Source organism: Pontimonas salivibrio (assembly GCF_002950575.1).
In the GTDB taxonomy this organism is placed as follows: domain Bacteria; phylum Actinomycetota; class Actinomycetes; order Actinomycetales; family Microbacteriaceae; genus Pontimonas; species Pontimonas salivibrio.
Window position 1 is genome coordinate 1429519 of sequence record NZ_CP026923.1, and the last position, 26383, is coordinate 1455901.

A 26383-nucleotide genomic window follows, 5' to 3' on the forward strand; every position below is an offset into this window, starting at 1 on the left:
TAACAGCACACTCGCCGGGAAGTTGTTGACCGTGCACACCCCGCTCACGCGCTAGCATTGAGACAACCTTGCCGGACCTATCGGACTAGCACAGTTGAGAGTGGGCATCGCGACGTGTCGGAATCGGACACCACAAAGTCACCCGTGGGTGTAGACACCAATGATTTTGGGGCCAACCAATGGTTGGTCGACGAAATGTGGGAAGCATTTCAACACAACCCGGAAACGGTCGATTCTGCCTGGCGTGACTTTTTTACAGGCCGAGTGAGCACTATTCCCTCTGCCGGCACACCGGCGGCCACACCTGCAACGCCAGCGGGTGACCCCTCGTCTGCCCCCGTGGCGTCGACTGCCCCTGTGGCATCAAAGGCTCCTGCGTCAGCCGAACCAGCGGAATCCATCGACGCCCCGCGTACTGCCCACGTCGAGCCGCCTCGCACGGGCGAGATTTCAGTGCCCCAAACCGGCGCCATCACTATTCCCCAGGCAAGAACCACATCCGTTCAACCGAGACCTCAGCCCATTCCTGCTGAGGCACCTGCTGCTGGTTCCCAATCCACAGAGCAGGCTCCGGCCGCAAAAGAGGCCCCACCAGGCGACGAGGTCCAGAAACTTCGCGGTATCGCAAAAGCCATTGCGACCAATATGGATGAGTCGTTGGAGGTGCCGACTGCGACCAGTGTGCGCACGGTACCGGCCAAGTTGATGATCGATAACCGCATTGTGATCAACAACCACCTGCGTCGCACGCGAGGGGGGAAGGTCTCTTTCACTCACCTCATCGCATGGGCAATGGTCAAAGCCACCATGGAATTGCCCAGCCAAAACGTCTACTACGACGTGCAGGACGGCAAACCGGTGATGGTGAAACCCGCCAACATTAATCTCGGTATTGCCATTGATTTGCCCAAACCTGATGGGAGCAGAACTCTCCTGGTTCCGGGCATTAAGCGCTGCCAACACATGGGTTTCGCGGAGTTTCTCACCGCATACGAAAATGTTGTCCGGCGCGCCCGGGAGGGCGCTTTGGAAGCCAGCGACTTCCAAGACAACACAATCTCGTTAACCAACCCCGGCGGCATTGGTACCGTCCACTCGGTGCCCCGTCTGATGAAAGGTCAAGCCTGCATCATCGGCGCCGGCGCGTTGGAATACCCCGCGGAGTTCCAGGGTTCCGCAAAGTCCTCTTTGGCTGAACTGGGCATTGGCAAAACGATTACCCTCACGTCGACTTACGACCACCGGGTCATCCAGGGGGCCGGCTCTGGCGAATTCTTGGCCAAAATCCACGAATTGCTCATCGGTGGCGGCGGCTTCTACGAAGAAGTATTCGCCGCTCTGCGCATCCCCTACATGCCCATCCACTGGGCGGAAGATATTGCGGTTGATCCGGCCGATGCGGTCAATAAGACAGCCCGCGTTCAAGAGCTAATCAACGCGTTTAGGGTGCGCGGTCACCTGATGGCGGATGTGGACCCGTTGGAGTACCGCCAACGCTCACACCCTGACTTGGAAATTGAAAGCCACGGGCTCACCTTCTGGGATTTGGACCGAGAGTTCGTTACCGGCGGTTTTGGTGGTCGCCGCACCATGCTGTTGCGGGAAATCTTGGGTGTCCTTCGCGATTCGTATTGCCGAACAATCGGCATCGAATACATGCATATCCAAGACCCGGACCAGCGCAGCTGGTTCCAATCACACCTCGAACAGCCTTACGAGAAGCCCTCCCACGATGCTCAGATGAGGGTTCTGTCCAAACTGAACCAAGCCGAAGCGTTTGAAACCTTTCTTCAAACCAAATATGTGGGCCAAAAACGCTTCAGCCTCGAAGGCGGAGAATCCACCATCACACTGGTGGACGAGATTCTTCAAAAAGCCGCCGAAACGGGTCTCGACGAGGTCGCCATCGGCATGGCACACCGCGGTCGCCTCAACGTGTTGGCCAATATTGCCGGAAAAACCTACGGTCAAATCTTCCGCGAGTTTGAAGGAACACAAGACACCAGCACCGTGCAGGGCTCCGGTGACGTGAAGTACCACCTCGGCACTGAAGGAGCCTATACAAGCCCCAGCGGTCAGAGTATTCCCGTGTACTTGGCGGCCAATCCCTCTCACTTAGAAGCCGTGAATGGGGTTCTCGAAGGCATTGTGAGGGCCAAGCAGGATCGGCTTGAGCCGGGACGCTTTGGTGTGTTGCCGGTCCTCATTCACGGTGATGCGGCCATGGCGGGACAGGGTGTGGTCTTCGAGACCATGCAAATGTCGAGGCTTCGTGCCTACCGCACGGGTGGCACCGTGCACGTGGTGGTCAATAACCAGGTTGGCTTCACCACCCTGCCCCACGACGCACGCTCCACCGTGTATTCCACTGATGTGGCGAAAACCATTCAGGCGCCCATTTTCCACGTCAACGGTGACGACCCCGAAGCAGTTATGAGGGTCGCAGAGTTAGCGTTTAGGTACCGGCAAGAATTCCACTCGGATGTCGTCATCGACCTGGTGTGCTACCGCCGTCGCGGTCACAACGAAGGTGATGACCCCTCGATGACCCAACCACTGATGTATAACCTCATCGAAGCGAAGCGCAGTGTGCGAAACCTTTACACCGAGTCTTTGGTGGGTCGTGGTGACATCACCCCCGAAGAATTTGAAGCTGCCCAACGGGACTTCCAACACCGCCTCGAAGAAGCGTTTGCTGAAACCCACGCCGTCCAGACCGGCGCCATCCAGGTGCAATCAGCGGACCAGGGTGCGATTAGCGGTGTGGAGCGTCCTGAGGCACAACGTGACGACCGGGTCGAGGTTCCCGAGTCAACCGGTGTCCACACCGATGTGCTTCACGCCATCGGTGACGCCCACCAAAACATTCCTCCCGGTTTCACCGTTCACCCCAAACTGATGGCGCTGCTGACCAAACGCTTCGACATGAGCCGCAACGGCGAGATTGACTGGGGCTTTGGCGAACTCTTAGCCCTAGGTTCCGTCCTATTGGAGGGAACGCCGGTGCGTCTGGTGGGTCAAGATTCGAGGCGCGGGACGTTCGTCCAACGCCATGCGGTCATGCACGACCGAGTAAACGGGCAAGAGTGGTTGCCGCTAATGAACCTTTCCGACACCCAAGCCCGGTTGTCGATCTACGATTCGCTGCTCAGTGAATATGCGGCTCTCGCGTTCGAATACGGCTACTCGGTCGAGCGACCCGATGCTCTGGTGCTGTGGGAAGCCCAATTTGGTGACTTCGTCAACGGCGCCCAAACCGTAATTGACGAGTTCATTTCGTCCGCGGAACAAAAATGGGGGCAACGCTCCGGTGTGGTGTTGCTCCTCCCCCACGGCTACGAAGGTCAAGGCCCGGACCACTCTTCAGCCCGAATTGAACGGTTCTTGCAACTGGGCGCAGAACACAATATGACGATTGCGAGACCGTCGACCCCCGCCTCCTACTTCCATTTGCTTCGCCGTCAGGCCTACCAGCGCCCCCGCCGCCCCCTCGTGGTGTTCACCCCGAAAGCGATGCTGCGTTTGAAGGGGGCAACCAGTGGCGTGGACGATCTCACCTCAGGCCGTTTTGAACCGGTCTTGGGAGACCACACCATCTCAGATCGTTCGCAGGTCACCAGGGTTCTCATCCACGCGGGAAAGATTCACTACGACCTTGCCAACGAACGCGAGTCACGGGGCGCACATCAGGTGGCACTCGTGCGAATGGAACAGTTCTACCCCCTGCCTGCGGAACAACTTCGCGCGGAACTCGAGTCTTACCCCAATGCCGAATACGTGTTTGTGCAAGACGAACCGGAAAACCAAGGCGCATGGCCGTTCATGGCAGTCGAATCGTTGGGGGCAGCACTACCCACGATGCGCGTGATTTCTCGCCCGGCGGCAGCATCACCCGCTACCGGTTCATCGAAGCGCAGCAGCGAAGAATTGCGCCTGATTCTCGATCGGTCTTTCGACTAAGCCACTCGACTGGACCCTCCGGCTCGACCGTTTGGCCGGATTGGCGTTCTACTGGTTCTTGGCCGACGTTAACGTCTGAACAATGTGCGTTTTCAAATCCGCGGGGGCTTCTTCACAGCAGGCACGCTTGACCGCTTCGGAAAGGTGTTGGCCAACCCGCCACTCCTCTTCGCACGGAGGGCAGCAGGCCAGGTGGTCGGCCACATCTTTGCCAGTGTTTTCGTCGGTTTCCCCGTGGATGTAGTCCTCCATCGCCACGAGTGCTTTGTCGCAGCCGCAATCAGCCATGGTCTACCTCCTGAGTGTTGGTGAGGGTCTTGTGGTAGTCGCTCAGTGCTTCCCGAAGTTCGCGCCGCCCCCGGTGGAGACGACTCATCACGGTCCCTACTGGTGTGTCCATAATCTCGGCAATCTCGTGGTAGCGGAAACCTTCCACGTCCGCCAAATAGATGACCATTCGGCGCTCCTCCGTCAGTGCTTGCAGGGCCCGACGAATCGTGTCATCAGGAATCCGGTCGATCGCTTCTGCTTCGGCTGAACGAGTGCGGGTTTGTGTGAGTGAGGTGGCCTCACCCACCTGCCATTCCTCAAGGTCATCTAAGCCCTCCTGGATGCCCGCTTTCGAGCGCTTTCGGTACAGGTTGATGAAGGTGTTGGTGAGGATACGAAACAGCCACGCTTTGAGGTTGGTGCCCTGTTGGAATTGGTGAAAAGACTGGTACGCCTTGAGGTAAGTCTCTTGAACCAGATCGGCCGCATCCGAAGGGTTTTTTGCCAGGCGCATGGCCCCGGCATAGAGCTGGTCGGCAAAGACCATTGCCTGGTCCACAAAGTCTTCCGTGGAAGAAGGTCCCCCTACAGAGACCTCCTCAGCAGAAACTTCCTCCACCGAAACACTGTCCGAGGCGTCATCCTCAAGGTTTTCCGACATCGTCCCCCAGTCTATGGATGTCACCCCACTCGGCGGGTGTGTGGGCGCGACTCGCGATGACACACCGGAGGGTGTCAACACTGCCGTGTGGGCTCTCACGTGAGTTTCTCCTTCGTGGTGACGACTGCCACTACTCTTGTTAACCAATGGGTACCGAAAATCATTCCCCCGCAGCATCATCCCCGTGGCAGGCTCCTGTGGCCAGTAAAATCCTCGATGCTTCCGTCGAATTGCCGGGGTCAAAATCTTTGACCAACCGCGAACTTGTTCTCGCCGCACTGGCCTCTGGGCCGTCCACCATCACGGGTGGCTTGCGAGCCAGAGACACAGACCTGATGATTCAGGCGCTCGAGGCGTTGGGCGCCACAATCAAGGTTGACCACACAGACGGCCTGGACCAGTGGCGCATCACCCCCATTTCGTTTAGTTCAATTGCCGATAAACCCGTCGTCATTGACTGCGGTTTGGCGGGAACAGTGATGCGTTTTGTTCCGCCGATGGTGTTACTCGGCTTCCAACCCGTGAAATTTCAAGGCGATGAACACGCCAGCCACCGCCCCATGTCGGGGGTGTTAGAAGGCTTGCGACAACTGGGTGCGGAGGTCTACGACCAGGGCACCCCAGGGCTGCCCTTTGAGGTACAACCTGGAGGCTTGCCCACCACAGATCACACCATCACAATCGACGCTTCAGCATCGAGTCAGTTCGTGAGCGGACTATTGCTCACAGCGCCGAGACTTCCCGCCCCACTCACCATCGCCCACAGTGGCGCCACTGTTCCCTCGCTCCCCCACATCGAAATGACCCTGAAGTGTTTGGCCGATCGGGGCGTCCCTGTCGAATCGGACCGGGGCAACCAATGGCGGGTCACACCGCACACCATTAAGCCAACCGACGTCCACATTGAGCCAGACCTGTCCAACGCGGCACCTTTCCTCGCCGCGGCACTGGTCGCCGGTGGTCAAGTGGCGATCCACCACTGGCCACACAGCACCACCCAGGTGGGCGGGCGCCTACCGGAGCTGTTGAAAGCATTTGGCGCCCTGGTGGAATTTGATGGCGACACACTGATGGTCCAGGGTGCTGGGTTAGGCCCTGGATTAGGACTCGAGCCGGTATCGATGGATTTGGGTGAAGCCGGTGAACTGGCCCCCACGCTCATCACCCTTTCTCTTTTTTCAAACGGGACCTCCACCTTTCGAGGGATTGCTCACCTGCGAGGTCACGAAACCAACCGACTGGCGGCCCTGGTGGAAAACATCACCTCCCTGGGAGGTGTGGCAACAGAAACCAGTGACGGCATTATTGTCACTCCAGCCCCCCTTCACGGTGGCGTGTGGAAGGCTTTTGGGGACCACCGAATGGCCACATCTGGTGCGCTTGTGGGCCTGGCCGTCACAGGCGTCGAGGTGGACGATATTGACCAAACGGCGAAAACGCTACCCGGTTTCGTTGCCCTCTGGTCGGACATGCTGCGAGGAGCCAATCAGTGACCCCCCGCTTGGGTGATGACGACTGGGTCGATGCCTACGAGGAGTCTCTAGATAGCGCCCAGGCAGGCCGCAGGCCACGCAGCAAACAGCGCCCCGCCCACAGCGATGCGGCCCCAGGAATGGTCATTGGGGTGGACCGGGGGCGCTACGACGTCGTGCTGAATACGTCGGAGGCGACAAAGGTACGGGCGAACCGCGCGCGAGAACTACGCAACACGGCGATTGTGGTCGGCGACCGCGTCGATGTAGTGGGCGATGTGACGGGTCAGGAGGGCACACTGGCCCGCATTGTTCGCGTCCAAGAGCGCGACAATGTGTTGCGTCGAAGTGCGGACGACACCGACCAGTTTGAACGAGTGATTGTGGCAAATGCCGACTACCTGCTCATGGTGGTCGCCACAGCCGACCCGGAACCCCGACCACGGTTGATTGACCGCTACGTCATCGCCGCATTGGATGCCGGGATTGACCCCATTTTGTGTGTCACTAAGGCAGATGTGCATCCGGCTGACTGGTTGCGTGACTACGCAGCCCAATTAGACATCCCTGTCGTGGTCTTGCGCACCGACGGTGAACCAGATGACGAAAATGCCCTGCGGGAACTACTCGGCGATCGCACAACGGTCGCGGTGGGCCATTCCGGTGTGGGGAAATCGACCCTGGTAAACCGTCTTGTCCCCAGCGCCCACCGCGATGTCGGTGTGGTCAACGTCGTCACCGGTCGGGGTCGTCACACCTCTAGCTCGAGTCGGGCCTTGGAGCTTCCCGGTGGGGGTTGGATTATTGACACCCCTGGCGTGCGCTCATTTGGCTTGGGCCACGTGACGCCAGAAGCCATCGACCGAGGCTTTTCCGACCTCCAACCTTTCCTCGAGTTGTGCCCGAGGGGCTGTGGTCACAGTGAATCAGAGCCTGATTGTGCCCTGCACCAGGCGGTGGCTGATGGCAGACTCAGTGCCCGCCAAAAAGCCCGGGCGGAGTCGCTGGTTCGCCTTCGTGGCCTCGCTGTCGAACACTCCGGCCACGGCCACGCTTCTGAAGGAGACCCTCGACTAGCCTGAAGCGGTGGCCTTAACCTTTTCGCTCGCAGATGATCTTTCCCTGGCGCTTGCGGCAGCAGCCGACGCGGACTTGATCTCGATGGCCCGTTTTCACGCGGCCGACCTGCAGACAGACACTAAAGCTGACTCCACACCGGTGACAGACGCCGACCGGGCGGTGGAGGACCGGGTGCGGGCAGTGATTAGATCGGCACGTCCTCGCGACCAGATTCTGGGCGAAGAACGCGGTCACAGTTCCGGCTCCGAGGGATCCAGGGAGTGGGTCATCGACCCCATCGATGGCACAGCAGGTTTTAGTCGCGGGTTACCTATCTGGGCGACGCTCATTTCTCTCACCATTAACGGTGTTCCCGAAGTGGGCGTTGTCAGCGCACCCGCGCTCGGGCAGCGCTGGTGGGCCGCTACTGGCCACGGCGCGTGGACGAGGCAGAAAGGGAAGACCCGAGCCATCGGTGTCAGCCACATCGGCTCAATGGACGAGGCTGTCGTCAGCTACAACAGTCTTCCGGGCTGGCTTGAGGCGGGCGCCCACGATCAACTAATGACCCTCGTCACCACTGCGTGGAGGGCACGCGCTATTGGCGACTTTTGGTCCTACATGCTGGTCGCCGAGGGTCTTTTGGAAGTGGCCGGGGAGTTTGATCTACAGCCCTATGACATCGCCGCACTGTGGCCGATTGTGACAGAAGCGGGTGGTCGATTTAGCGCGTTGGATGGCTCAGAAGATCTCGGTGCTGGATCCGCTCTTGCCACTAACGGCCTGTTACACAACGACGTGTTGGCCATTATGCGCGGGGACCAGTCATGAGGAGGGGAAACTCCCATCATGTCCTCGCCGGGGCTGTCCTCGGGGCCCTAGTGCTGCTTTCTGGCTGTCAAAGCACCGGCAATAGCGCCACAGTGTCCCCGGCGGACGCTGGCGGTGGGGACACAGCCTTGGGGGTGTTGGAGCTGGAGGTGGGCACGTGCTTAAACGATGTGGATCAGCCGCTCGCCCAAGACCTCACGGATATCCCGTCGGTCCCCTGCAATGAACCACACCAGTCGGAAGTATTCGCCGAGGTGACCGTCGATAGCGGCGAATACCCGGGTGTGGATTCGGTCACCGCGCAAGCCACGAGTGAGTGTATGAGCGAATTTGGACGGTTTGTGGGTCTTGATTTTGCCGCGTCACGCCTGAACTACCACTTCTACTACCCGACGGCCAGTAGTTGGGCACTGGGCGACCGCTCCATCTACTGCGTGGTGTTTGACCCCGGTGTGGAGACAGCGGGAACACTCCAAGGCGTCGCCCGGTAATCGGGCACTTCGACAACACTGCTGCTGAAGTTGACTGCCCCCGTGGCAGTCAACTTATTCGATGTCTTTTCTCAGCGTCGTGTAGGAGGCGATCACACCGAGGAGGACGGCTTCGATAGCCAAAAAGATCATCGCGCTAATCGGAGTAATCGGCTCGGTGAATATGCCACTGAGGCTGGTGGCAGTCCATTCCAGTGACAGCGCTCGGGGGATCATGGCTCCTGGCAAATAGATACCCGCCGGTCCAAGCGCCACGGCAGCGGCCTGTTCGACTAATAGCATCCAGCCCAAGAACACGGCCAGGGCGGCCAGTTGAGCGCGAATCAACGCCCCAACAGCGACACCTAACGGTGCCCCAATCATTCCGATAATGATCATGGCGACTGTTCCACCAATGAGCCGACCAGGTTCAGGCAGTGCGTAGTCACCGACAATGGTGAGAATCACCGTGGCGGTAATGAACGCTCCCGCCAATGAGGCAAGGGCAATCAAAGCACCGCCCAGGACGGCAGCCAGCATCTTCCACAAAACCACCATCCCTCGTTTCGGGGTTTGCAGGAACGTGTGGATCGCTGTTCCCCAACGAAACTCTGAGGTCATCAACAAGATGCCCAAAATGGCGGGGAACAGCCACGCCAAAAAGACGGTATCGGTGTAAAAGTTGGCGACCAGCTCAGGATCCAGCGCGCGTTCTGGTTGGGCGAGCATGTTGATGCCATCAAACACGCTGAGGACTACACCGACACCAAAGGCGGTCAGTCCAATCGCACGGGTGTAGCTGGAGGCGAGGAGTTTCTGAACTTCTGCTTTCAGGATTTTCATGCCTGGCCTCCCTGGGTGAGACGCAAAAAGGCGGCTTCAAGACTGTCGTCGCCGGCCATCACTGCGTCAAGGCTGTCGTGGGCCACCAGTGCACCCTGATGAATGATTAAGACGTCGTCGACGGTGTTTTGCATTTCGGCCAACTGGTGGGATGACACCAACACCGTGCGGCCCTCTGCTTGGAGGTTGCGAAGGAACGCTCTCAGCCAAGCGATACCCAGAGGATCCAAACCGTTAGCTGGTTCGTCGAGCACCAAAAGCTCTGGGTCACCAAGCAGTGCTGACGCGAGCGAGAGCCGTTGACGCATTCCCAACGAGTACGACTTCACGGGCTTTTTACCGACACCGCCTAGCTCCACCAGTTCCATGAGCTCGGCGACACGTTTACCCGACACCCCCATACCGGAAGCCATCAGGCCAAGGTTTTTACCGCCTGAGAGTTGGGGCTGGAAGCCTTTTGTGTCCAGGACAACCCCGACTCGGTTGAGCGGGTTTCGAAGCTCCCGGTAGGGGCTTCCAAACACAGTGGCGGCACCGGAGCTTGGTCTCGCGAGGCCGAGCAGACAGCGCAGAGTGGTCGATTTCCCGGCTCCGTTTGGTCCCAGAAAGCCGGTAATGCGACCGGAGGGGATCTCTGCACTTAACGCGTTGACCGCGTGGGTGCCGGAATAGGTTTTCGTGAGCTGTGAAAACACAACGGGGGAAGCCATGGAGGTCCAATTTCTTCGACGAAATGAGTTAACGCGACTTTAGCATCTGGCCGGGGCGGAGATCACAACACAACGGGTAACCCCCGGTGAACAGTCCGTATCGCGGTGCACCAGTCGCACACCGGGTTAAAACCGGTCGACGCCCCGAGAGCGCAAGAGCGTCTTTTCCGCCTCCACAAGGAGAAATTGGACTACGGCAATACCCACGATGACCAGCCAGGTCTCGAGCTCCAGGCCGCTCGTTCCAAAAATGTCATTCATCCACGGGGAATACACAAAAAGCGCTTGGAATGCCAACAGAGCAGCAGGAGTGAGCCACATCATGATGTTGCCGCGAAAAACGTTGTGGGTGAGGCTGTGACGGGTGAACCAGCGGACGTTGAACAGGTAGAAGAGTTCACCCACCACCAGCATCGACACCGCCGCTGTCCGGGCCTGCTCCACACTTGCCCCCACATCTAACTGCCATTGGAAGACCAAGGTGGTTGACGCCACCATGAGCCCTCCCACAAAAACCAACCGAGTGAGCAAACGCCCCGTCAATAGTGCTTCAGCGCGAGGTCTTGGGGCGCGAACCATCACGCCAGGTTCGCCAGGCTCCCACACAAGCGCCAACGCCAAGGTCACCGCGGTGACCATATTGACCCACAAAATCTGTGTGGCGGTGATCGGCAGAGTAGCCCCTAACATCAGGGCGAAAAGGATCACTCCTGCCTCACCCAGGTTCGTCGGCAAGATAAACAACAAGGCTTTTTTGATGTTGTCAAAGACAACTCGACCCCGAAAAACGGCGGCCTGGATGGTTTCAAACCGGTCATCGGTCAGTACCAAATCGGAGGCCTGGCGGGCGGCATCGGTCCCGTTTTTCCCCATCGCTACACCAATGTCAGCCGCCTGTAACGCGGGGGCATCATTGACACCATCACCGGTCATGGCCACCTGGTGACCGGCTGCCTGGCTGAGGGTGACTAGTCGTAATTTATGTTGAGGGCTTGCCCGGGCAATCACGTCGGTTTCGCCAATGCGGTCTATCAGCTCATCGTCGTCCAGGAAATCAATTTCCGAACCAACCAGCGGCCGCTCTCCTCTCAACCCCAGTTGACCGGCAATCACTGAGGCGGTCACCACGTGGTCACCGGTAATCATCTTCACCGCAATTCCTGCGTGATAGCAGGCGCTAATGGCGGCTTTCGCTTCCTGCCGCGGAGGGTCAATCACGCCCACAAGAGCGACAATGCGCAAACCCGGAAACCGGCTATCGCCTTGTGGTGGTTCGGCGCTGGTGGCTAAGGCGATGACCCGCCTGCCCCTGGAGGCCAGTTCCTGGGAGCGAGTACCCCAGAGTTCAGCGTCCGACTGGCTAACACCCGCATCCTGGGCGAGTTCGATGACCCGTTCGGGTGCCCCTTTTACCCAGGTGCGAGTGCCGCTGTGCGCGGAATCATCGTGCTGTGTGGCCATAAAACGGCGTTCGGATTCGAAGGGCACCGTGTCGATCAGGGGATATCGGGCCGTGACGCCGCTTGGTTCCACACCCGCTTTCTCCGCCAGAACCAGGAGTGCGGCATCCAGTGGATCACCAACAAAGCGGGCAGCGTTGCCCTCCTGCCCTCGAAGCTCCGCCCGATTACACAACACCCCTCCTTCAATGGCTTCTACACCGGAAGCCCAATCGGCTAAAACAATCGGCTGACCATTGACCCTTAACTCTCCCGCCGGCTCATAGCCCACCCCGGTGACCTCAATAGCCCCCGCATCCGTCACCACGTCCACTACCGTCATTTCATTGGTGGTGAGGGTCCCCGTTTTGTCGGTCCAGATCAGTGACACTGAGCCCAGCGTTTCCACCGCGGGCAAACGGCGAATGAGGGCACCGCGCTCTGCCATCAGTCGGGTGCCAATGGCCAACACAATGGTCAAAATCGCCGGAAGGCCTTCCGGTATGGCGGCAACGGCAATGCCCACCACGGCGAGAAAAAGGTCAAAAAGGTCCAGCTGATGGACCAGCACACCCCAGGCAAAGGCGAACCCACCCACGCCGATAATCGCCAACGTGATGTGGTGTGCGAAGCGAGATAGCCGATTGGTCAAAGGCGTCGTTAATGCACCCACCTGGTCGACCAAGGAGCCAATCCGACCCAGTTCGGTTCTGCTGCCGGTGTCCACCACAATGGCGTGGGCCAATCCTGAATTCACGACCGTGCCGGTGTAGAGCATGTTGCTCCGCTCAGCCAGCGGCATCTGCTCGGGCAATACGTCGTGGGTTTTTGCCACCGGCACAGATTCACCGGTCAGGGTGGCTTCTGACACGCTCACCCCGCGCTGGCTCACCACTCGAGCATCTGCCGGAACCCTGGACCCGGACTCCAGAACAATCAGGTCCCCGCGCACCAATTCGGTAGCGTCGATGACCTGCCGCGAACCGGAGCGGACTACGGTGGCTTTTTCCGCCAGTAGGCCACGCACTGATTCCAGGGCGCGCTCAGCGCGCCCCTCTTGAATGAAACCGATCAGGGCGTTGACCAACACCACAGCACCGATGACTGCCGCGTCGACATAGTCGGCCAGTGCGAGGGTGACCGCTGCCGCGACCAGTAGGACATAGATCAGCGGGCTTCGAAACTGGTCCACAAAACGCATCACCGCGCTGCGAGATGTGCCTACCGGGAGCGCATTGGGACCGTCAGCTTCGAGTCTTGCTGCAGCCTCTTCAACGCCAAGACCCGTGTGCACATTCGTCGCACACTCGCTCTCGAGAGTCTGCGTGTCAAGTGTGTGCCAGATCACTGCGTTTTTCTCCCCGGCCTCAGTCTACGAGCCGGAGCGCAGGGGATCCGAAAGTGCTTAACCCTTGACCGAACCGGCCAATAAGCCTCGGACGAAGTATCGCTGGAGAGCAAAGAACACAATCAGGGGAACGATGATGGACACGAAAGCACCCGCTGTGAGCACTTCCCAACCTGATCCCCTCGTGCCGACCATTTCAGCCAGACGCACCGTCATGGGAGCCACTTCTTTCGACCCAGCGCCGAAGGTCAAGCCCACCAAGAGGTCGTTCCACACCCACAGGAACTGGAAAATGAGGAACGATGCAATAGCCGGGATTGACAGTGGCAGAACAATTTTCGTGAACAGGGTGAACCAGTTGGCTCCATCCACACGACCCGCTTCAATCAGCTCGCGCGGGATTTGGCGAAGGAAATTGTGGAGCAAAAAGATTGCCAGTGGTAACCCGAAAATGGTGTGGGCAATCCAAATGGGAATATATGTCCCGGTGATTCCCAGAGCCGGAATGAGGGTCACGCCGCCAACGACTAACCCTTGGGAGAAAAGTTGCAGGAGGGGAACCAACGCCAACTGCAGGGGAATGATCTGCAAGGCAAAGATGGTGAAGAACAGGAAGTCGCGACCTTTGAAATCAAACCACGCGAGGGCATAGGCGGCAAAGGTGGCCAACGTGATGGGGAAGATGACCGCCGGAATAGTCACGGCGAGGCTGTTGAAGAAATATTGGAACAGGGGCGGATTGACGCCCGAACCCACAAACAACACCTGCTGGTAGTTCTCGAGCGAGAATGAGGGGTTGGCAAAAAACGTCCACCAACCCGAATTGTTGATGTCCCGCTCGGGGCGAATCGAGCTGACCAGTAGGCCAAACGTCGGAATCGTCCAGACAACGGCTAACACGATCGCGAACGCCGAGGCCACCGGCGAAGAGAAGATGTCCTTCGCTTTCTTTTTCTGGCCAAGGCTTAAACCTTTAGGCGCGGACAGTGCAGTCATTATCGCTCCGTCCTTTCTAGGCGCAGTTGTCGCAGGTTGTACCAAATGATGGGAACGACGGCGAGGAACAAAATCACGGCCAGCGCACTTCCCTGACCATAGTTCAGCTGTCGGAAGGCTTGGGAATACATTTCGTTGGCCACAACGTTGGTTTGGAAGTTACCGCCGGTCATCGTCCGGACAATGTCGAAGACTTTCAATGTCGCAATGGTGATGGTGGTCAACACCACCACGATGGTGGAGCGGATCATGGGCAGCGTGACTCTAGTAAACCGGCGCCAACTCGATGCACCATCGAGCATCGCAGCCTCCACCACTTCATCCGGGATGTTTTTCATTGCCGCCCCAAGAATCACCATGGCAAAACCGGTTTGAATCCACACCAGCACCACAATCAGGAGCACGGTGTTTAGTGGGGCTTCAAGAAGCCAGTTAACGGGTTCCGCACCCACACCGCGCGCTATAGCACTGAGTAGGCCAATTTCTGGCTTGCTGGGGTCGGGCTCGTAGCTATACACAAAACGCCAGATCACACCGGCACCGACGAACGAAATGGCCATCGGCATGAAGATCAAGGATTTCACCCACGCGCCGCGCTTCATACGGTCGGTCATATAGGCGATTGCCAACCCGATGACTGTCGCGAGAATGGGGGTCAAAATAACCCAAATGACCGTGTTGCGCAGAACAATTTGAATCTCGGGCATCGTAAACGCCCAGATGTAGTTATCGAGGCCAATGAAATTGTCGCCTCGTTTATCCATGAAGGACAGGATGATGGTGCGGATAGCCGGGTAGATCAGGCCAATGAGTAGGAGCAGGCCCGCAGGGCCCAGGAAGATGACGTAACGCAACCACTCTTGCTGCTTGAGTGAGGCCCGGGCTCCAATCAGGAACACCGCATAGACCACGGCGGCGAAGACCAGTAACGAAATGATGAGGAGCACCAGGTTCGGGGCAATTACTGCCCAAAGCTCAGATCCCACGTGTCGTCCCTTCCCCAACGGCTGTGTTGGCTGGTATCGGGGGGCCTGTCCTAGGGACAGACCCCCCGATTGGCTAGCGCCAGTGTAGCGAGATTACTCTGCTGGCCAGCTGGCCTCGATGGCGTCAAGGACAGCTTGGTTGTCCTTGTCTTCTGCCACCCATGCAGTCATTTCCCGCCAAAACGAACCCGCACCGACTTCACCGGGCATCACATCGGAGCCGTCGAAGCGGAACGTGGTGGCGTTCTGCAGAATTTCCACGGCAACAGCGTTGACCGGGTCTGCCACGTTGGCGGTGTCCAGGCCGAGGTTCGCGGAGAACCATCCACCAAGAGCTGCCTTTTCGTTGTTCCACTCAGGAGTGGTCAGCAGGTAACGGACAACCTGGGTTGCCGGAGTGTTGCTGAAGGCACCCACGAACTCGCCACCACCGAGGGCAGGAGTCTGGTCAGCGCTCACGCCGGGGAAGTAGAACACGGAGATTCCACCCTCAACGTCAGTGGCGTCCGGTGCCACGATCTCAGCACCGTAATCACCCACGAGGATTCCACCGAGGAACGAAGCCTGGCGGTGCATGGCACAGGAGCCATCCACAATGCCGGCAGCACCCTCAGAGAACGAGGTGGTCGCGATCGATGCAACGTCACCCACGTAGTCGGGGTTCTTCACGATTTTCTCGGCTTCTGCGAGAACTTCGGCAACCTCAGGCGAGTTGAAGGCGAGGCGCTCATCGGCCTGGCCACTCCACTGGTCGTAGGTTTCTGCCGACTGGAAGCGAAGCATGAGGTCTTCCATCCAGTCAGTTCCGGGCCAACCGGTAGCGTCACCGGAGCCGAAGCCAACACACCAGGCGTTGCCGTCATAGTCGCTCGCGACGATGTCGTCGGAGAGGCTCAGCAGCTCATCCCATGTGGTGGGGATGGCCCAACCGTTGTCGGCGAAGACCTTCGGGGAGTACCACACGAAGGACTTCACGTTCGCACCAAGAGGTGCGCCGAAGAAGGTGTCACCAACGGTGCCATAACCCTTCCAGTCGGGGGTGTAGTTGGCGTCAACCGAGCCCTCGAGCGCTGCTGATCCGGCGACGAGGTCGTCGGGGAATGCGGCGAGGAGGCCGGGCTGGGGGAAGATTGCGAGGTCGGGGGCAGTTCCACCCTCAACGCGAACGGCAATCTGTGCTTCAAATTCTTGCGAACCGTTCCACTCAATGTCGATACCGGTGCACTCTTCAAAGCCCACGAAGGACTCTTCGAACAGTGTGGATTCTGGTTCGATGATGGTGGTGTAAATCTCGACCGTTTCACCTTCGTAGGTGCCAACGCAGTCGTTGATTTCTGTGAGAATGTCGTCTTCGGACAGGGTGGCTTCTTCTCCAGCCCCTCCTGCACAGCCGGCCAACACCAGTGCGGCGACCGAAAGGCCAGCAACACCGATGATGGAGCGACCACGAATCGTGTGCCTCATCAATACTCCTTAGTAGTTGGACAGTAGGCGCGATGGGCACGCATGTGCTCCATCGCATCGCTCAGATTATCAGGGAAACCAACCGGTTCCATTGTGAACCAGGTCACCGTCTGATAACGAACAGCTGGGCCCGGTCAAGGCGTTAGTTGTCGGACACAACAAAGGCCCCACCAAACGGTGGGGCCTTTGTGAACTGGGTGGAGATGGGGGGAATTGAACCCCCGTCCACTGCTACCAAACGAAGTCTTCTACGGGTGTAGCGTGCGATGTCGTGTATCTCGACCCCGTCCATTCGGCACACGCACCGTGAACGACAGGCCCAGTATCAGTAAAAGTCCCGAGTGGCGCTGACACGCCACCACCCAGCTAGCCTTCTCCATGACGCCAGAATCCACGCTGAAGGCTCACGTGGTCTGACGGACTTCGGGCTCGCTAGCTACTAGGCAGCGAGGGCGAAGTCGGCGCGCTTTGTATTGGCACCTATTGGTATGCAGGGGGCGTTAACGAGACAACCCTGCGTTCTCGACCCGCTTCTCTCCGACTCATTAGCAATGTCGAAACCGATCATCCCCATGATGAATCACTCGTGAAGCTGTTTTGCCTCTGTGGAGTTATCAACTGGCCGTGGCCAGCCCTCCAGTGTACACCCCCGGACACCCCACCACCACGTACTTTTCCCAGATACCCACAACGAGTGATTAGCGACGAACAACGGGGTGTTTTCGAGCCCTCATATCTAACAGCGCAAACACGAGCGACGCCACCACGAGTCCCACAGATGCGAGCGCGGCCAGAGTGAAACCCTGCAAGTAGGCGTCCGAATTCAGCGCAACGCCTGCTTGGCTGACCCCGTAGAACAGGGCGGAGAGCACACCGGCCAAACCGATTGCGGTTCCGATGCGCTGACCCAGTTGGGCAATAGAGCCCGCCAAACCCCCCTCACGCACGGGAATGTCTTCCAACATGAGGGTTTGGTTCGGTGAAATCACCGCACCACCACCCAAACCGGCAACCGCCATGGAGCCTGCAACAGCCCAGGCCATCCATTCGTTCGAAACCACATACCCCAAAATCAGGGTGCTGGAAAAACCGGTAATAACCAGGATCAAGCCCCCCACCACCAAAATGCGTCCGTAGCGGTGCACGACCAGACCACTGCGCCAGGAACTGAGCGCGGAAAGCAGGGCGAAGGGAATGGTGACCATTCCCGCCACCACGGGGGAGAAACCCAAACCGTTTTGAAGCCACAGCGTTTGGGCGATAAAAGTCGCGGGCAAGGCTGCGAAATAGAAACTCGAAATTGCCACACCGTTTCGAAACGACGAGACCTGAAACAGCGTGAAATCGATAATTGCTACCCGGCCACGGGCCAGGTAACCCTTTTCCCACGCACCAAAAGCAAGGGCCGACACCACAGCCAGGACCAACCACCACCACCGTGCCGGCTCATCCGTTTCGGTGCCCGTGGTGAGCACAAAGGGCAGCATGAACGAAAACACGGTGACACCCAATAACACGGTGCCGATCACGTCGAAATCTTTCACCACGTAGTCAGGAATGTCTTGCTTTTTGGGCAGCAGCCGCACCGCGCCAATAAACGCGGCAATACCCAGTGGCACATTCATCCAAAACAGGAGGTGCCAGCCAAAACTAGAGCCCCCCACACCCACCAAAATGCCGCCCAGGGTGGGGCCAAATGCGGTGGAGAGGCCAATGACGGCGCCAAAAATACCGAACGCTCGACCGCGTTCTTGGCCTAAAAACAGTTGCTGGATTAACCCCAACACCTGTGGCATCAAGAGACCCGCGGCGAAACCTTGCGCAATACGACTGGCCACCAACAGTTCAATAGTCGGCGAGAGAGCCCCGGCAAGACTGGAAAGAGTAAAGAGGGTTAATCCGATCAAAAACATGGTGCGCCTCGAGTAAAGGTCACCGATTCGACCAGAGGGCACTAATAGCAGACCAAAGGCGAGGACGAAGCCCGCTACTAACAGTTGCACTTGGGTGGCGCTCGCCCCCAAATCATCAGAAATGGCAGGAATAGCGACATTGATTTTTGCTAAATCCAAAATGGTGAGCGATGCGACAGCGACAGCGATCGCGTAGGCCCGCCAACGAACCTTTTGTTCCTCAGGACTCAGGATCGGAATCGCGGCAGTAGATGGCCGGGATGATCCCGTATCAGCTGAAGTGGTCATTGCCCCCGAGTCTAGACCTGGAGTGTGAGAGCGACCGGCTTACGCTTCTCCCCGATTGCGCTTCGCCATCGCGCGCTCCGCTTCGCGTTTGTCTTGTTTTTCCCGGAGGGTCTGGCGCTTATCAAATTCACGCTTACCCTTCGCCAGGGCGATCTCCACTTTGGCCCGACCGTCCAAGAAGTACAGTTTCAACGGCACCAGGGTGTAGCCGCCACGGGACACCTGGCCAGCCAAGCGGTCAATTTCGCGACGGTGCAGCAACAGTTTGCGTTTACGCCTCGGCGGGTGGTTTGTCCACGTCCCCGCCGTATATTCCGGGATGTGTACCCCTTCAATCCACGCTTCACCGTGGTCGATCGTGGCGTACGCGTCAACAAGCGACGCTCGACCTGCTCGAAGTGACTTCACTTCGGTGCCACTCAAAACCAGGCCCGCTTCAATCGTGTCCTCGATGAGGAAATCGTGTCGCGCCTTTTTATTGCTCGCTACGAGCTTCTCGCCCACTTCTTTGACCACGATTCACCCCCTCATCTCACCCGGGCAACCGCTCCGGGACTACACCCGAAGGTACCGGCTAATCGATGCGTAGGAGGCGAGAGCGGCGAGTAGCACCCCGGTAGCCAACAAAATCGGCATCGCCGCAAAGGCTTCGTCGTAGCCAATAAACACTGTCGTAGGCAGCGCTTCGACCAGATACCCCCGCACAAAGTAGTGCACAATCGCCCACACCGCACCGCTTGCCAAGACGGCACCCGCTAGGGCGGCGACCACACCCTCTAAGACAAAGGGGGTTTGGATAAAACGGTTTGAGGCACCGACTAGTCGCATAATGCCCAACTCGCGACGCCTCGAAAACGCGCTGAGGCGAATCGTGGTGGAAATCAGCAGTGCAGCGGCCACCAGCATCAGGGACGCCACGGCGACCGCGGTGATACTCCCTGCGTTCAGCAGGGCAAAGATTTGATCTAGGTAGCTTCGCTGGTCAACCACGCTCTCGACACCCGCAAGCCCAGCCATCGCCTCAAAAATCAGGTCCGTTTGTTGCGGGTCAACCAGACTCACCCAAAAAGTTTCGGGTAGGAATTCTGGCGAGACCAGGTCGACTACCGCACTGCCGGCAAACTGTTCCCGGAAATTATCGAACGCCATCTGTCGGTCTTCGAAATAAAACGTCTCGATGTAGGGGCTGAGGCTGGGTGATTCCAATTGCGCTTCGACCGCGCGAATCTGATCGGTCGTCGCTTCCTGCTGGTCACATCCACCCAGTGTCGAAAAGTCAGTACACAAATAGACGGCAACCTGGGCACGATCAAACCAGTAGGTGCGCATCTCTTGAATCTGTGACTGCAACAACACTGCCGTGCCCACGAAAGTGAGTGAAATGAAGGTCACCAAAATGATGGAGACCACCATTGAGGCATTTCTGGCGAGGCCTGTTGCTACCTCGCGGAGGATGAAACCAATCCTCACGCCCGAAGCTCCCACGGGAACGAGGCGGGTACTTCGTCAGGGTCAACCGACAGGTCAACTTTTTCTCGAATGGGAGTCATCGTGGCGCCATCGTCCGACTGAACTGGAGTCGGAGCAGTGTCGGCTTCACCGAGTGGAATAGTGCTGGTCTGGTAGCCGCCCTGGTACTCGTCGCGCACAATACGGCCCTTGGATATTTCCACCACTCGGCGCTGCATTTGGTTCACGATGCCGGCATCGTGAGTGGCCATCAACACGGTAGTTCCCGAAGCGTTGATCCGGGAAAGCACGTTCATAATTCCGGCGCTCGTCGCCGGGTCAAGGTTTCCTGTGGGCTCATCGGCGAGCAAAATGGCGGGCTTATTGACCGCCGCACGTGCGATCGCGACTCGCTGTTGTTCACCACCGGAGAGTTCGTGGGGGAAATTGTCCGCTTTGGAGGCAAGCCCCACCGTTTGAAGCACGTCGGGTACTGCTTCGTGAATGAACCCTTGGCTTTTTCCAATGACCTGGAGGGTGAACGCGACATTGTCGAACACCGTCTTTTGCGGCAAAAGACGGAAGTCTTGAAACACGACTCCCAAGCTGCGGCGGAAGATGGGGACTTTGCGTGCCGGGATGCGGCGCAGGTCTTGGCCTAAGACGTGAACACTTCCCGCGCTCGGACGCTCCTCTTTCAGCATCAGCCGAAGTAGCGAGGATTTACCAGAACCCGACGATCCGACGAGGAAGACAAACTCTCCCGGTTGGATATCAAGCGAAACGTTCGAGAGCGCCGGCTGAGCGGCGCCTCGGTAGACCTTAGAGACCTGGTCGAAAAGAATCATGGCCTCTCCAGAGTAGGTCTCGCCTACCCCGCAAACCGGCTACGACACTCGATCGGGTGCGTTGCGCCAACGAATCCCGGCGCGGATAAACCCGTCAATGTCGCCATCGAACACGGCCTGGGGATTACCCACTTCAAAATCGTTTCGTAGGTCTTTCACCATTTGGTAGGGCGCCAACACGTAGCTGCGCATCTGATCGCCCCAACTGGCGGTGATGTTTCCCGCGAGTTCCTTTTTCTTTGCCGCTTCTGCTTCACGCTGAAGGAGCATCAGCCGCGACTGCAGCACACGCATCGCCGCGAGGCGATTCTGGATTTGGCTTTTTTCGTTTTGACACGACACCACAAGGCCCGTCGGGAGGTGGGTGATCCGCACCGCCGAATCGGTGGTGTTCACCGACTGACCGCCTGGCCCACTGGAGCGAAACACATCAACTCGAATGTCGTTTTCCGGGATGTCAACCTCGGTGACTTCGGCCATCAACGGAACCACTTCCACAGCGGCAAAAGACGTTTGTCTTTTGCCGGCCGAATTGAACGGACTCATCCGCACCAACCGGTGGGTGCCGGCTTCTGAGGCGAGGGTGCCAAACGCAAACGGGGCGTCGATTTCGATTGTGGCCGATTTGATTCCGGCCTCTTCGGCGTAACTGGTGTCTAACACTCGGGCAGGAAGGTCGTGTGATTCGGCGTAGCGCAAATACATTCGCATCAGCATTTCGGCGAAATCGGCAGCGTCCACTCCCCCCGCACCCGCGCGAATAGTGACAATCGCCGGCAGCTCGTCGTATTCACCATCGAGCAGAGTTTTGACTTCCAAATCGGCAAGTGCCTGCTCGATGGAGTCCAATTCGGCGGCAAGTTCAGTCGCCGAATCGGCGTCCTCTTCCGCCATTTCTCGTAACACGTCCAGGTCGTCGAGTCGTTGACGAAGCGATTCGATGCTTTTGACCTCCGACTGCCGGTGACTGAGCGCACTGGTGATTTTTTGGGCCGCGTCGGGGTCGTCCCACAAATCGGGTGCCGAAGCATCCACGGAGAGTCGCTCGATTTCTTCTCGCAGACGACCCAGATCTAAAACCGAGGCAATGTCCTCGAAGTTTTCTCGGGCGTGGGCGATGCGCTGGGAAATATCGGGTTCAGACATCGTGTCCCCAGACTAACTGAGGCCAGACGAACCGAGCCCAGCTGGCCACGCTAGGCCGTTAAGCGAGTGCGCTAAAGGCCGTACTCGGCAGATCCCGCTCGTCAGCTTCAATTCCTTCGACGATGCGCACCGCCACAGCGTGGGGGTCCAAACCTTTCGGGAAAGCCGGCGGTTGCCCCGCCACGGGATGCTTCGATAGCTCGGTGTCGGTGTGACCGGGCCTGGCGTCGAGTAGTCGAATACCCACCCGGCGCATTTCTCGGCCAGCGGCCGAGAAATGGGCGTGCAGGGCGGACTTTACCGCCGAATAGGCGGCGAGGCCGGCAGTGGGCGATTCGGAGACAACACCAGAGAGCGCGAGCATGAACGGTGACCCACCTGCCTCAGCCGAGCTCTGCAGAGCGGGAGTCGCGGCTCGCAGCAGTGCCATCGGGGCTTTTGTGTTGACCTTCCATAGGGCATCCAGGGTCGAGTCGCTCACTTCAGCTGCTGGGCCAAAAGCCACCGCACCAACAGCAAAAATGACGCCGTCAAGGCGTCCGTGGGCGGCCACTGCCGCTTCGACGAAGCGCTCGGGTACTCCGTCTTGTGTGATGTCACCGGTGACGGTGGCCCCGGGAATACCGAGTGCCTCAAGCGCAGCCTGGTCGCGGCCCGCGAGGGTCAGCGTGGCGCCTTTATCGTGCAGGATGTGGGCGAACTCGCGCCCTAACCCGCCTGTGGCACCAACGAGAAGAATGGAGGCTCCATGAAGATCTGTCATGAGGTGAGTGTCCCAGCGCTTTCTGCATATTCGCTCAGTGTCTCCACAGGAGTCATGGAGAGACCCTGGGCGGGGTGTTCCCACCGCCCCAGAGTCACAGGTGCCAGTCGGCCTTAGCGAATCACGCTTTGCGAAAGCGCTTCGGCTTGGATCGGGAGCGACAGTGGCAAAAACTCTGACCACAAGGGGGCCCTCCAGGTGGCCTCAAGAACAACTCGCGCTCGGCGCCCATCGGGTGTATCTGCGCGGATGAGCTGAAGTTCGTGGTGCGAAATCTCTGGAACACCGCGGAGAAACCCGAGTGCCGCATCAGCCACCCGAGAAGACTCCAAGGGCGCCACCACCTCACTGCCGCTTCGGCGAAGCCTTGCCGGGTCAAAAGATTCAGCGCCTCGAAGGGCAGTGGCTTCAGCAAGCGCGACCAGTCGATGACGCTCGATTGTCAGCGACGTCGCGGAGACGACGCCGAGTGTGACGGCAACTGCAAGAGCCATTGCTCCAGCCACGAGCGGAAGAATGGAGCCGCGCTCGGCGGTCAATTGGGGGTTCCTGCCCCGTTCCCCCGGGAGCGTGCAGATCATGGGTCACCCCGATAATCAGACACCTGCGCTTGGGCCACCCCGGTGATGGGAACACTGAAGGGCAGGGCAGCCGGGATGAGTGGAATCGAACCCAGTGGAACATCAGCGACGACGGTAATTTCGACCCAACTTCCGGGATCTAAACAGCCATTTGTGGGGCGACACATAAGGGAAACGTCAACGTCGTGATCGATGCTGAACGTCTCTAAGGTGTGAGAAATCGCACGCTGGGTCCCCGGAACAGCGCTCGAGAGCGCTGTGTGTTGGGTGAACACTCTTACGCCGTAACGGGCGGCTGCGTCGGTCGCGAGCGCCGCCTGTTGCAGTCCCCAAAGCGACACGGTGAGCAGTACCAGAGGGATGAACAGGATTACTCCGGCGACCAGAAACTCAAGCGATGCCCGACCAGCATCTAATGACAGACGATTAGTCGGGTCGCTCCAGTGGGGCGGTAGCTTCCACACGGATCTCACCACCCAGACTCCATAAACCCACGGTGGGTAGTGGCGCGACGACGCTCACGAGGGCGACGGGTTGGCCGTCAACAGTGGCCCGACCGGCATAAATCGTCTCTGCATAACCTGGGCCAAGCCCCACGGTGATGAGCCTCCTTGTCAGATCGGCCCCGTCTGCTGATGTGGCGTTGTAGTAGCTCGCAAGGCGGGCACCCTCCCACGCCGAGGCTTGCAAGGTGTGTCTCACGTGAGTGACCAGGGTGATGTGAAGTGTGGCTAGTGCGAGCGCGACAAGGAGCCCCGAGACCAACACAAATTCCGCAGGCGCGTTACCCCGGTTGAGGCACCGCCGATCTACCCCCGGAGGGCTGGCATCACTCGTGCGAACACTAAAACGAGGTGACACGAGATATGGCTTGTTCGAACACTCCGGCAAGAGCGGGACCAGCGGCGGACCAAATCACAATGACCAGCCCTGCCGTCATCAAAGTGATCAACACCCACCCAGGGACGTCACCTCGTTCTCCGGGATGGTTCTCGAATGTGTTCATGGCTTTTCCCTTTCTCACCTGTTGACCACAGGCTACGAAAAGACCTCACGACCCGGGGGAAGTTATCCCCATGCTTGTATGCGCACAGCAGCCCCGAATAGTGTGCGCCTTGTGGCAGGAAAAGACGGATGTTGAGGGGAAAAACTTACTCCCCCACGAACCTTACGTTTCACGATTTGGGGGCGGTGCTGAGCGTCGGAAAGCCTCATGCTCAATCTGCTGGCCAACGAGGGCCCGGGAATCGTTTTCCCGAGCTTTGGTGTGACAGCGGAAACGCTTAGCTGGAAGGACACCGCTTGTTCCGGCGGTGACTAACTCACTGAGCAATATGGGCTGTCGAGACCATCGGACTTGGTGAGTTTTGTGTCTCTTTCGGGGTGTCGTTATCAACGAGGAATCGCAGCTTCGCGGCGATCCGACGTGGGAGAACACCTTCAAGGAGGATCCGGAGAAGCGGGTTTAGGTTCGGTCCGAAAGGGGAGCGATAGTCGTAGAGTTCAAAACTCGCCGACGAGGCGCGGTTTTTCCGCGCAATGCGAAGAACACTTGAGACCAGTGCCCGCGGTCCACAAACGGCGACATGGGAACCCGCGGTAATTTCTTCCGAGAGAAGTGCCGCTCGATCGACTCTCTCACGAGTGGTGTCGATCCGTGACAATCGAATCAGACCTTGGTCCGAAAGCCTGGTGAGGTAGTCAAGTCCTATCGCTTTTTCTTTGCCTCGAAAAAAGTAGACAAGTGTGGGGGGAGCGTCCAGCGCCTCGAAAAAGCTGGGCCGTTGAAGAAAAGGAGTAATACCGGAACCGCCCGCAATCCAGACAGTCTTTTTTTCTCCACCCAGGCGGAGGTGTCCATGGGGTCGCGACACCCTCACTTTCGCCCCCGGGACAAATCGAGAAGAGACCTGCGTGGTCCAATCCCCCACCTGCGCAATGTGGAGGGAAATGACGCGAGGGTCATCGGTGAATGCAGTCACGGAAAATGGGTGCGCTTCGCGAAAAACCCCCCCTAATCGCAGATAGACAAACTGCCCCGGAGCCACGTGGGACCAACTGGAGCCCTCCCGGGCAACAAGTGAAACCGATGCGGAATGAGGGTCAACCGCAACGTCGGCAATTGTGGCCGGGGTGTCGAAGAAACCTGAGTCGACGACTAACACCCGGTACACAAAAGCGATGAGGCCGATGACCGACCACGCCCACAAATACCCCTCTGCGAGGAGTGAGTCGCCGAATGGCCTCTCTGCGGTGAGAACGTGAAAGGCGGAGAAAATAAATGGAATCACCATCCCAAGGTGCGAAAAACGCCAAATTCGGTACGGCAAGATGCGAAGGATTGACACGACTATAAACACAATGAGAACAGTCTGAGCGAGTTCACCCAGTGACACGCCAAATTCCTCAACACTTCGCCCAAAAGGAACCTCACCATTTTGAACTGAATTCTCCGCATTGGAGTGCAGGAGCAAGAAAACAAGGGCGAGCGCTCCGACCCAACGATGCCAGACGTGTAGTCGGTCGAACCCTCCAAAGGCCCACTCCATAAACTGCCATCGAGTTCCCAGAACAAACGACCATGCCATCAAGACAATCGAGACTGTTCCAAAAAACAGACCCCAGCGGTCGGTTCCCTGCTCAGCAGAAAAAAAAGCCCAGCTCATCCCAGCGCTCATCAGAACGAGCAGGGGAGCGAGAAGATACTGCGGCTTAGTGGACACCGCAGCAACCGCCAGACCTTCCTCGACAGGCTCTAAATCCCGCCAGCTTAGCGACCTGAAAAAGCCCGCCAGGCGCTTGTGAAAAGGCCGAAATCGGCCGACGTCCCGCTGATCCCCCACAGTCCCGAGCCTAACCAATTCTCCTTTGCATAACCCCAAGGAC

The 26383-nt window shown here is 58.4% G+C and carries 24 protein-coding genes and 1 other RNA gene; 5 read left to right on the forward strand and 20 right to left on the reverse strand.

All coding sequences use genetic code 11. The features are described 5' to 3' along the window. The first annotated feature begins 144 nt into the window (after nt 1-144). The gene (locus C3B54_RS07180; RefSeq protein ID WP_104914334.1) at nt 145-3960 is read left to right on the forward strand and encodes a multifunctional oxoglutarate decarboxylase/oxoglutarate dehydrogenase thiamine pyrophosphate-binding subunit/dihydrolipoyllysine-residue succinyltransferase subunit; all 3816 of its coding nucleotides are present in this window, start codon (nt 145-147) and stop codon (nt 3958-3960) included. Nucleotides 3961-4008: 48 nt separating this feature from the next. Here the strand turns inward: C3B54_RS07180 and C3B54_RS07185 are convergent, their stop codons facing one another. Together C3B54_RS07185 and C3B54_RS07190 are read right to left on the reverse strand one after the other, a co-directional pair. Beyond that, on the reverse strand, nt 4009-4248 hold the full coding sequence (locus tag C3B54_RS07185; protein ID WP_104913889.1) for a zf-HC2 domain-containing protein: 240 nt from the start codon (nt 4246-4248) through the stop codon (nt 4009-4011). Further along, nucleotides 4241-4891: a sigma-70 family RNA polymerase sigma factor gene (locus C3B54_RS07190; RefSeq protein WP_104913890.1), complete on the reverse strand. Its 651-nt coding sequence runs from the start codon at nt 4889-4891 to the stop codon at nt 4241-4243. The genes C3B54_RS07185 and C3B54_RS07190 overlap by 8 nt, the downstream gene beginning before the upstream one ends. Before the next feature lie 146 nt (nt 4892-5037). Here C3B54_RS07190 and aroA point away from each other — a divergent pair, with 146 nt between their 5' ends. The 4 genes from aroA (at nt 5038) to C3B54_RS07210 (ending at nt 8744) form a co-directional block, all read left to right on the forward strand. Beyond that, nucleotides 5038-6384, forward strand: a complete 1347-nt coding sequence (aroA, locus tag C3B54_RS07195) for a 3-phosphoshikimate 1-carboxyvinyltransferase (RefSeq protein WP_104913891.1) — start codon at nt 5038-5040, stop codon at nt 6382-6384. Next, nucleotides 6381-7445 carry a ribosome small subunit-dependent GTPase A gene (gene rsgA, locus C3B54_RS07200; protein ID WP_104913892.1) on the forward strand — a complete coding sequence of 355 codons (1065 nt, stop codon included), beginning with the start codon at nt 6381-6383 and terminating at the stop codon, nt 7443-7445. The genes aroA and rsgA overlap by 4 nt, the downstream gene beginning before the upstream one ends. A gap of 4 nt (nt 7446-7449) precedes the next feature. Beyond that, nucleotides 7450-8253, forward strand: a complete 804-nt coding sequence (locus tag C3B54_RS07205) for an inositol monophosphatase family protein (protein ID WP_245867875.1) — start codon at nt 7450-7452, stop codon at nt 8251-8253. Nucleotides 8254-8345: 92 nt separating this feature from the next. Beyond that, nucleotides 8346-8744 (forward strand): septum formation family protein, encoded by a 399-nt coding sequence (locus C3B54_RS07210; protein WP_158665586.1) that lies wholly within the window; start codon nt 8346-8348, stop codon nt 8742-8744. Nucleotides 8745-8798: 54 nt separating this feature from the next. Here C3B54_RS07210 and C3B54_RS07215 read toward each other — a convergent pair whose 3' ends face one another. The 18 genes from C3B54_RS07215 to C3B54_RS07300 all read right to left on the reverse strand — a co-directional run bounded on the left by C3B54_RS07215 (nt 8799) and on the right by C3B54_RS07300 (nt 26163). Further along, the gene (locus C3B54_RS07215; protein WP_104913894.1) at nt 8799-9566 is read right to left on the reverse strand and encodes a hypothetical protein; all 768 of its coding nucleotides are present in this window, start codon (nt 9564-9566) and stop codon (nt 8799-8801) included. Beyond that, complete coding sequence (locus C3B54_RS07220; RefSeq protein ID WP_104913895.1) at nt 9563-10276, reverse strand: ABC transporter ATP-binding protein; 714 nt, start codon at nt 10274-10276, stop codon at nt 9563-9565. The genes C3B54_RS07215 and C3B54_RS07220 overlap by 4 nt, the downstream gene beginning before the upstream one ends. 126 nt (nt 10277-10402) lie before the next feature. Continuing rightward, nucleotides 10403-13063, reverse strand: a complete 2661-nt coding sequence (locus C3B54_RS07225; RefSeq protein WP_211286291.1) for a cation-translocating P-type ATPase — start codon at nt 13061-13063, stop codon at nt 10403-10405. 57 nt (nt 13064-13120) lie between these two features. Next, a complete protein-coding gene (locus C3B54_RS07230) occupies nt 13121-14059 on the reverse strand; it encodes a carbohydrate ABC transporter permease (protein WP_104913896.1) in 939 nt (312 codons plus the stop codon). Further along, the gene (locus C3B54_RS07235) at nt 14059-15045 is read right to left on the reverse strand and encodes a carbohydrate ABC transporter permease (RefSeq protein ID WP_104913897.1); all 987 of its coding nucleotides are present in this window, start codon (nt 15043-15045) and stop codon (nt 14059-14061) included. The genes C3B54_RS07230 and C3B54_RS07235 overlap by 1 nt, the downstream gene beginning before the upstream one ends. Before the next feature lie 93 nt (nt 15046-15138). Next, the gene (locus C3B54_RS07240) at nt 15139-16509 is read right to left on the reverse strand and encodes an ABC transporter substrate-binding protein (RefSeq protein WP_104913898.1); all 1371 of its coding nucleotides are present in this window, start codon (nt 16507-16509) and stop codon (nt 15139-15141) included. Between the two features lie 195 nt (nt 16510-16704). Further along, nucleotides 16705-17081, reverse strand: a transfer-messenger RNA (tmRNA) gene (ssrA, locus tag C3B54_RS07245). A 126-nt stretch (nt 17082-17207) separates the two neighbouring features. Beyond that, nucleotides 17208-18710, reverse strand: a complete 1503-nt coding sequence (locus C3B54_RS07250; RefSeq protein WP_104913899.1) for an MFS transporter — start codon at nt 18708-18710, stop codon at nt 17208-17210. 39 nt (nt 18711-18749) lie between these two features. Next, nucleotides 18750-19226: an SsrA-binding protein SmpB gene (gene smpB / locus C3B54_RS07255; RefSeq protein ID WP_104913900.1), complete on the reverse strand. Its 477-nt coding sequence runs from the start codon at nt 19224-19226 to the stop codon at nt 18750-18752. Between the two features lie 39 nt (nt 19227-19265). Beyond that, a complete protein-coding gene (ftsX, locus tag C3B54_RS07260) occupies nt 19266-20180 on the reverse strand; it encodes a permease-like cell division protein FtsX (protein WP_104913901.1) in 915 nt (304 codons plus the stop codon). Further along, nucleotides 20177-21007 (reverse strand): cell division ATP-binding protein FtsE, encoded by an 831-nt coding sequence (ftsE, locus tag C3B54_RS07265; protein ID WP_104913902.1) that lies wholly within the window; start codon nt 21005-21007, stop codon nt 20177-20179. The genes ftsX and ftsE overlap by 4 nt, the downstream gene beginning before the upstream one ends. A gap of 39 nt (nt 21008-21046) precedes the next feature. Then, nucleotides 21047-22153 (reverse strand): peptide chain release factor 2, encoded by a 1107-nt coding sequence (prfB, locus tag C3B54_RS07270; RefSeq protein WP_104913903.1) that lies wholly within the window; start codon nt 22151-22153, stop codon nt 21047-21049. Nucleotides 22154-22211: 58 nt separating this feature from the next. Beyond that, nucleotides 22212-22916, reverse strand: a complete 705-nt coding sequence (locus C3B54_RS07275) for an SDR family NAD(P)-dependent oxidoreductase (RefSeq protein ID WP_211286292.1) — start codon at nt 22914-22916, stop codon at nt 22212-22214. A gap of 113 nt (nt 22917-23029) precedes the next feature. Next, entirely contained in the window at nt 23030-23497 is a 468-nt protein-coding gene (locus tag C3B54_RS07280) for a pilus assembly protein TadG-related protein (RefSeq protein WP_342749535.1), read from the reverse strand. Further along, nucleotides 23494-23973 carry a hypothetical protein gene (locus tag C3B54_RS07285; RefSeq protein WP_158665587.1) on the reverse strand — a complete coding sequence of 160 codons (480 nt, stop codon included), beginning with the start codon at nt 23971-23973 and terminating at the stop codon, nt 23494-23496. Before C3B54_RS07285 ends, C3B54_RS07280 begins: the two co-directional genes overlap by 4 nt. Further along, nucleotides 23924-24358: a TadE/TadG family type IV pilus assembly protein gene (locus C3B54_RS07290; protein WP_158665588.1), complete on the reverse strand. Its 435-nt coding sequence runs from the start codon at nt 24356-24358 to the stop codon at nt 23924-23926. The genes C3B54_RS07285 and C3B54_RS07290 overlap by 50 nt, the downstream gene beginning before the upstream one ends. Then, nucleotides 24342-24503, reverse strand: coding sequence for a hypothetical protein (locus C3B54_RS08835; RefSeq protein WP_170006138.1), 162 nt, complete (start codon nt 24501-24503; stop codon nt 24342-24344). Before C3B54_RS08835 ends, C3B54_RS07290 begins: the two co-directional genes overlap by 17 nt. A 316-nt stretch (nt 24504-24819) precedes the next feature. Next, a complete protein-coding gene (locus C3B54_RS07300) occupies nt 24820-26163 on the reverse strand; it encodes a ferredoxin reductase family protein (RefSeq protein ID WP_158665589.1) in 1344 nt (447 codons plus the stop codon). Nucleotides 26164-26383 lie beyond the last annotated feature (220 nt).

What these genes read in the sequence shown, in the direction of transcription:
- C3B54_RS07185 (WP_104913889.1), bottom strand. Translation starts at nt 4,248, where the DNA reads ATGGCTGATTGCGGCTGCGACAAAGCACTCGTGGCGATGGAGGACTAC.
- C3B54_RS07190 (WP_104913890.1), bottom strand. Translation starts at nt 4,891, where the DNA reads ATGTCGGAAAACCTTGAGGATGACGCCTCGGACAGTGTTTCGGTGGAG.
- aroA (WP_104913891.1), top strand. Translation starts at nt 5,038, where the DNA reads ATGGGTACCGAAAATCATTCCCCCGCAGCATCATCCCCGTGGCAGGCT.
- C3B54_RS07215 (WP_104913894.1), bottom strand. Translation starts at nt 9,566, where the DNA reads ATGAAAATCCTGAAAGCAGAAGTTCAGAAACTCCTCGCCTCCAGCTAC.
- C3B54_RS07220 (WP_104913895.1), bottom strand. Translation starts at nt 10,276, where the DNA reads ATGGCTTCCCCCGTTGTGTTTTCACAGCTCACGAAAACCTATTCCGGC.
- C3B54_RS07230 (WP_104913896.1), bottom strand. Translation starts at nt 14,059, where the DNA reads ATGACTGCACTGTCCGCGCCTAAAGGTTTAAGCCTTGGCCAGAAAAAG.
- C3B54_RS07240 (WP_104913898.1), bottom strand. Translation starts at nt 16,509, where the DNA reads ATGAGGCACACGATTCGTGGTCGCTCCATCATCGGTGTTGCTGGCCTT.
- C3B54_RS07250 (WP_104913899.1), bottom strand. Translation starts at nt 18,710, where the DNA reads ATGACCACTTCAGCTGATACGGGATCATCCCGGCCATCTACTGCCGCG.
- ftsE (WP_104913902.1), bottom strand. Translation starts at nt 21,007, where the DNA reads ATGATTCTTTTCGACCAGGTCTCTAAGGTCTACCGAGGCGCCGCTCAG.
- prfB (WP_104913903.1), bottom strand. Translation starts at nt 22,153, where the DNA reads ATGTCTGAACCCGATATTTCCCAGCGCATCGCCCACGCCCGAGAAAAC.
- C3B54_RS07275 (WP_211286292.1), bottom strand. Translation starts at nt 22,916, where the DNA reads ATGACAGATCTTCATGGAGCCTCCATTCTTCTCGTTGGTGCCACAGGC.
- C3B54_RS07280 (WP_342749535.1), bottom strand. Translation starts at nt 23,497, where the DNA reads ATGATCTGCACGCTCCCGGGGGAACGGGGCAGGAACCCCCAATTGACC.
- C3B54_RS08835 (WP_170006138.1), bottom strand. Translation starts at nt 24,503, where the DNA reads ATGAACACATTCGAGAACCATCCCGGAGAACGAGGTGACGTCCCTGGG.
- C3B54_RS07300 (WP_158665589.1), bottom strand. Translation starts at nt 26,163, where the DNA reads ATGAGCTGGGCTTTTTTTTCTGCTGAGCAGGGAACCGACCGCTGGGGT.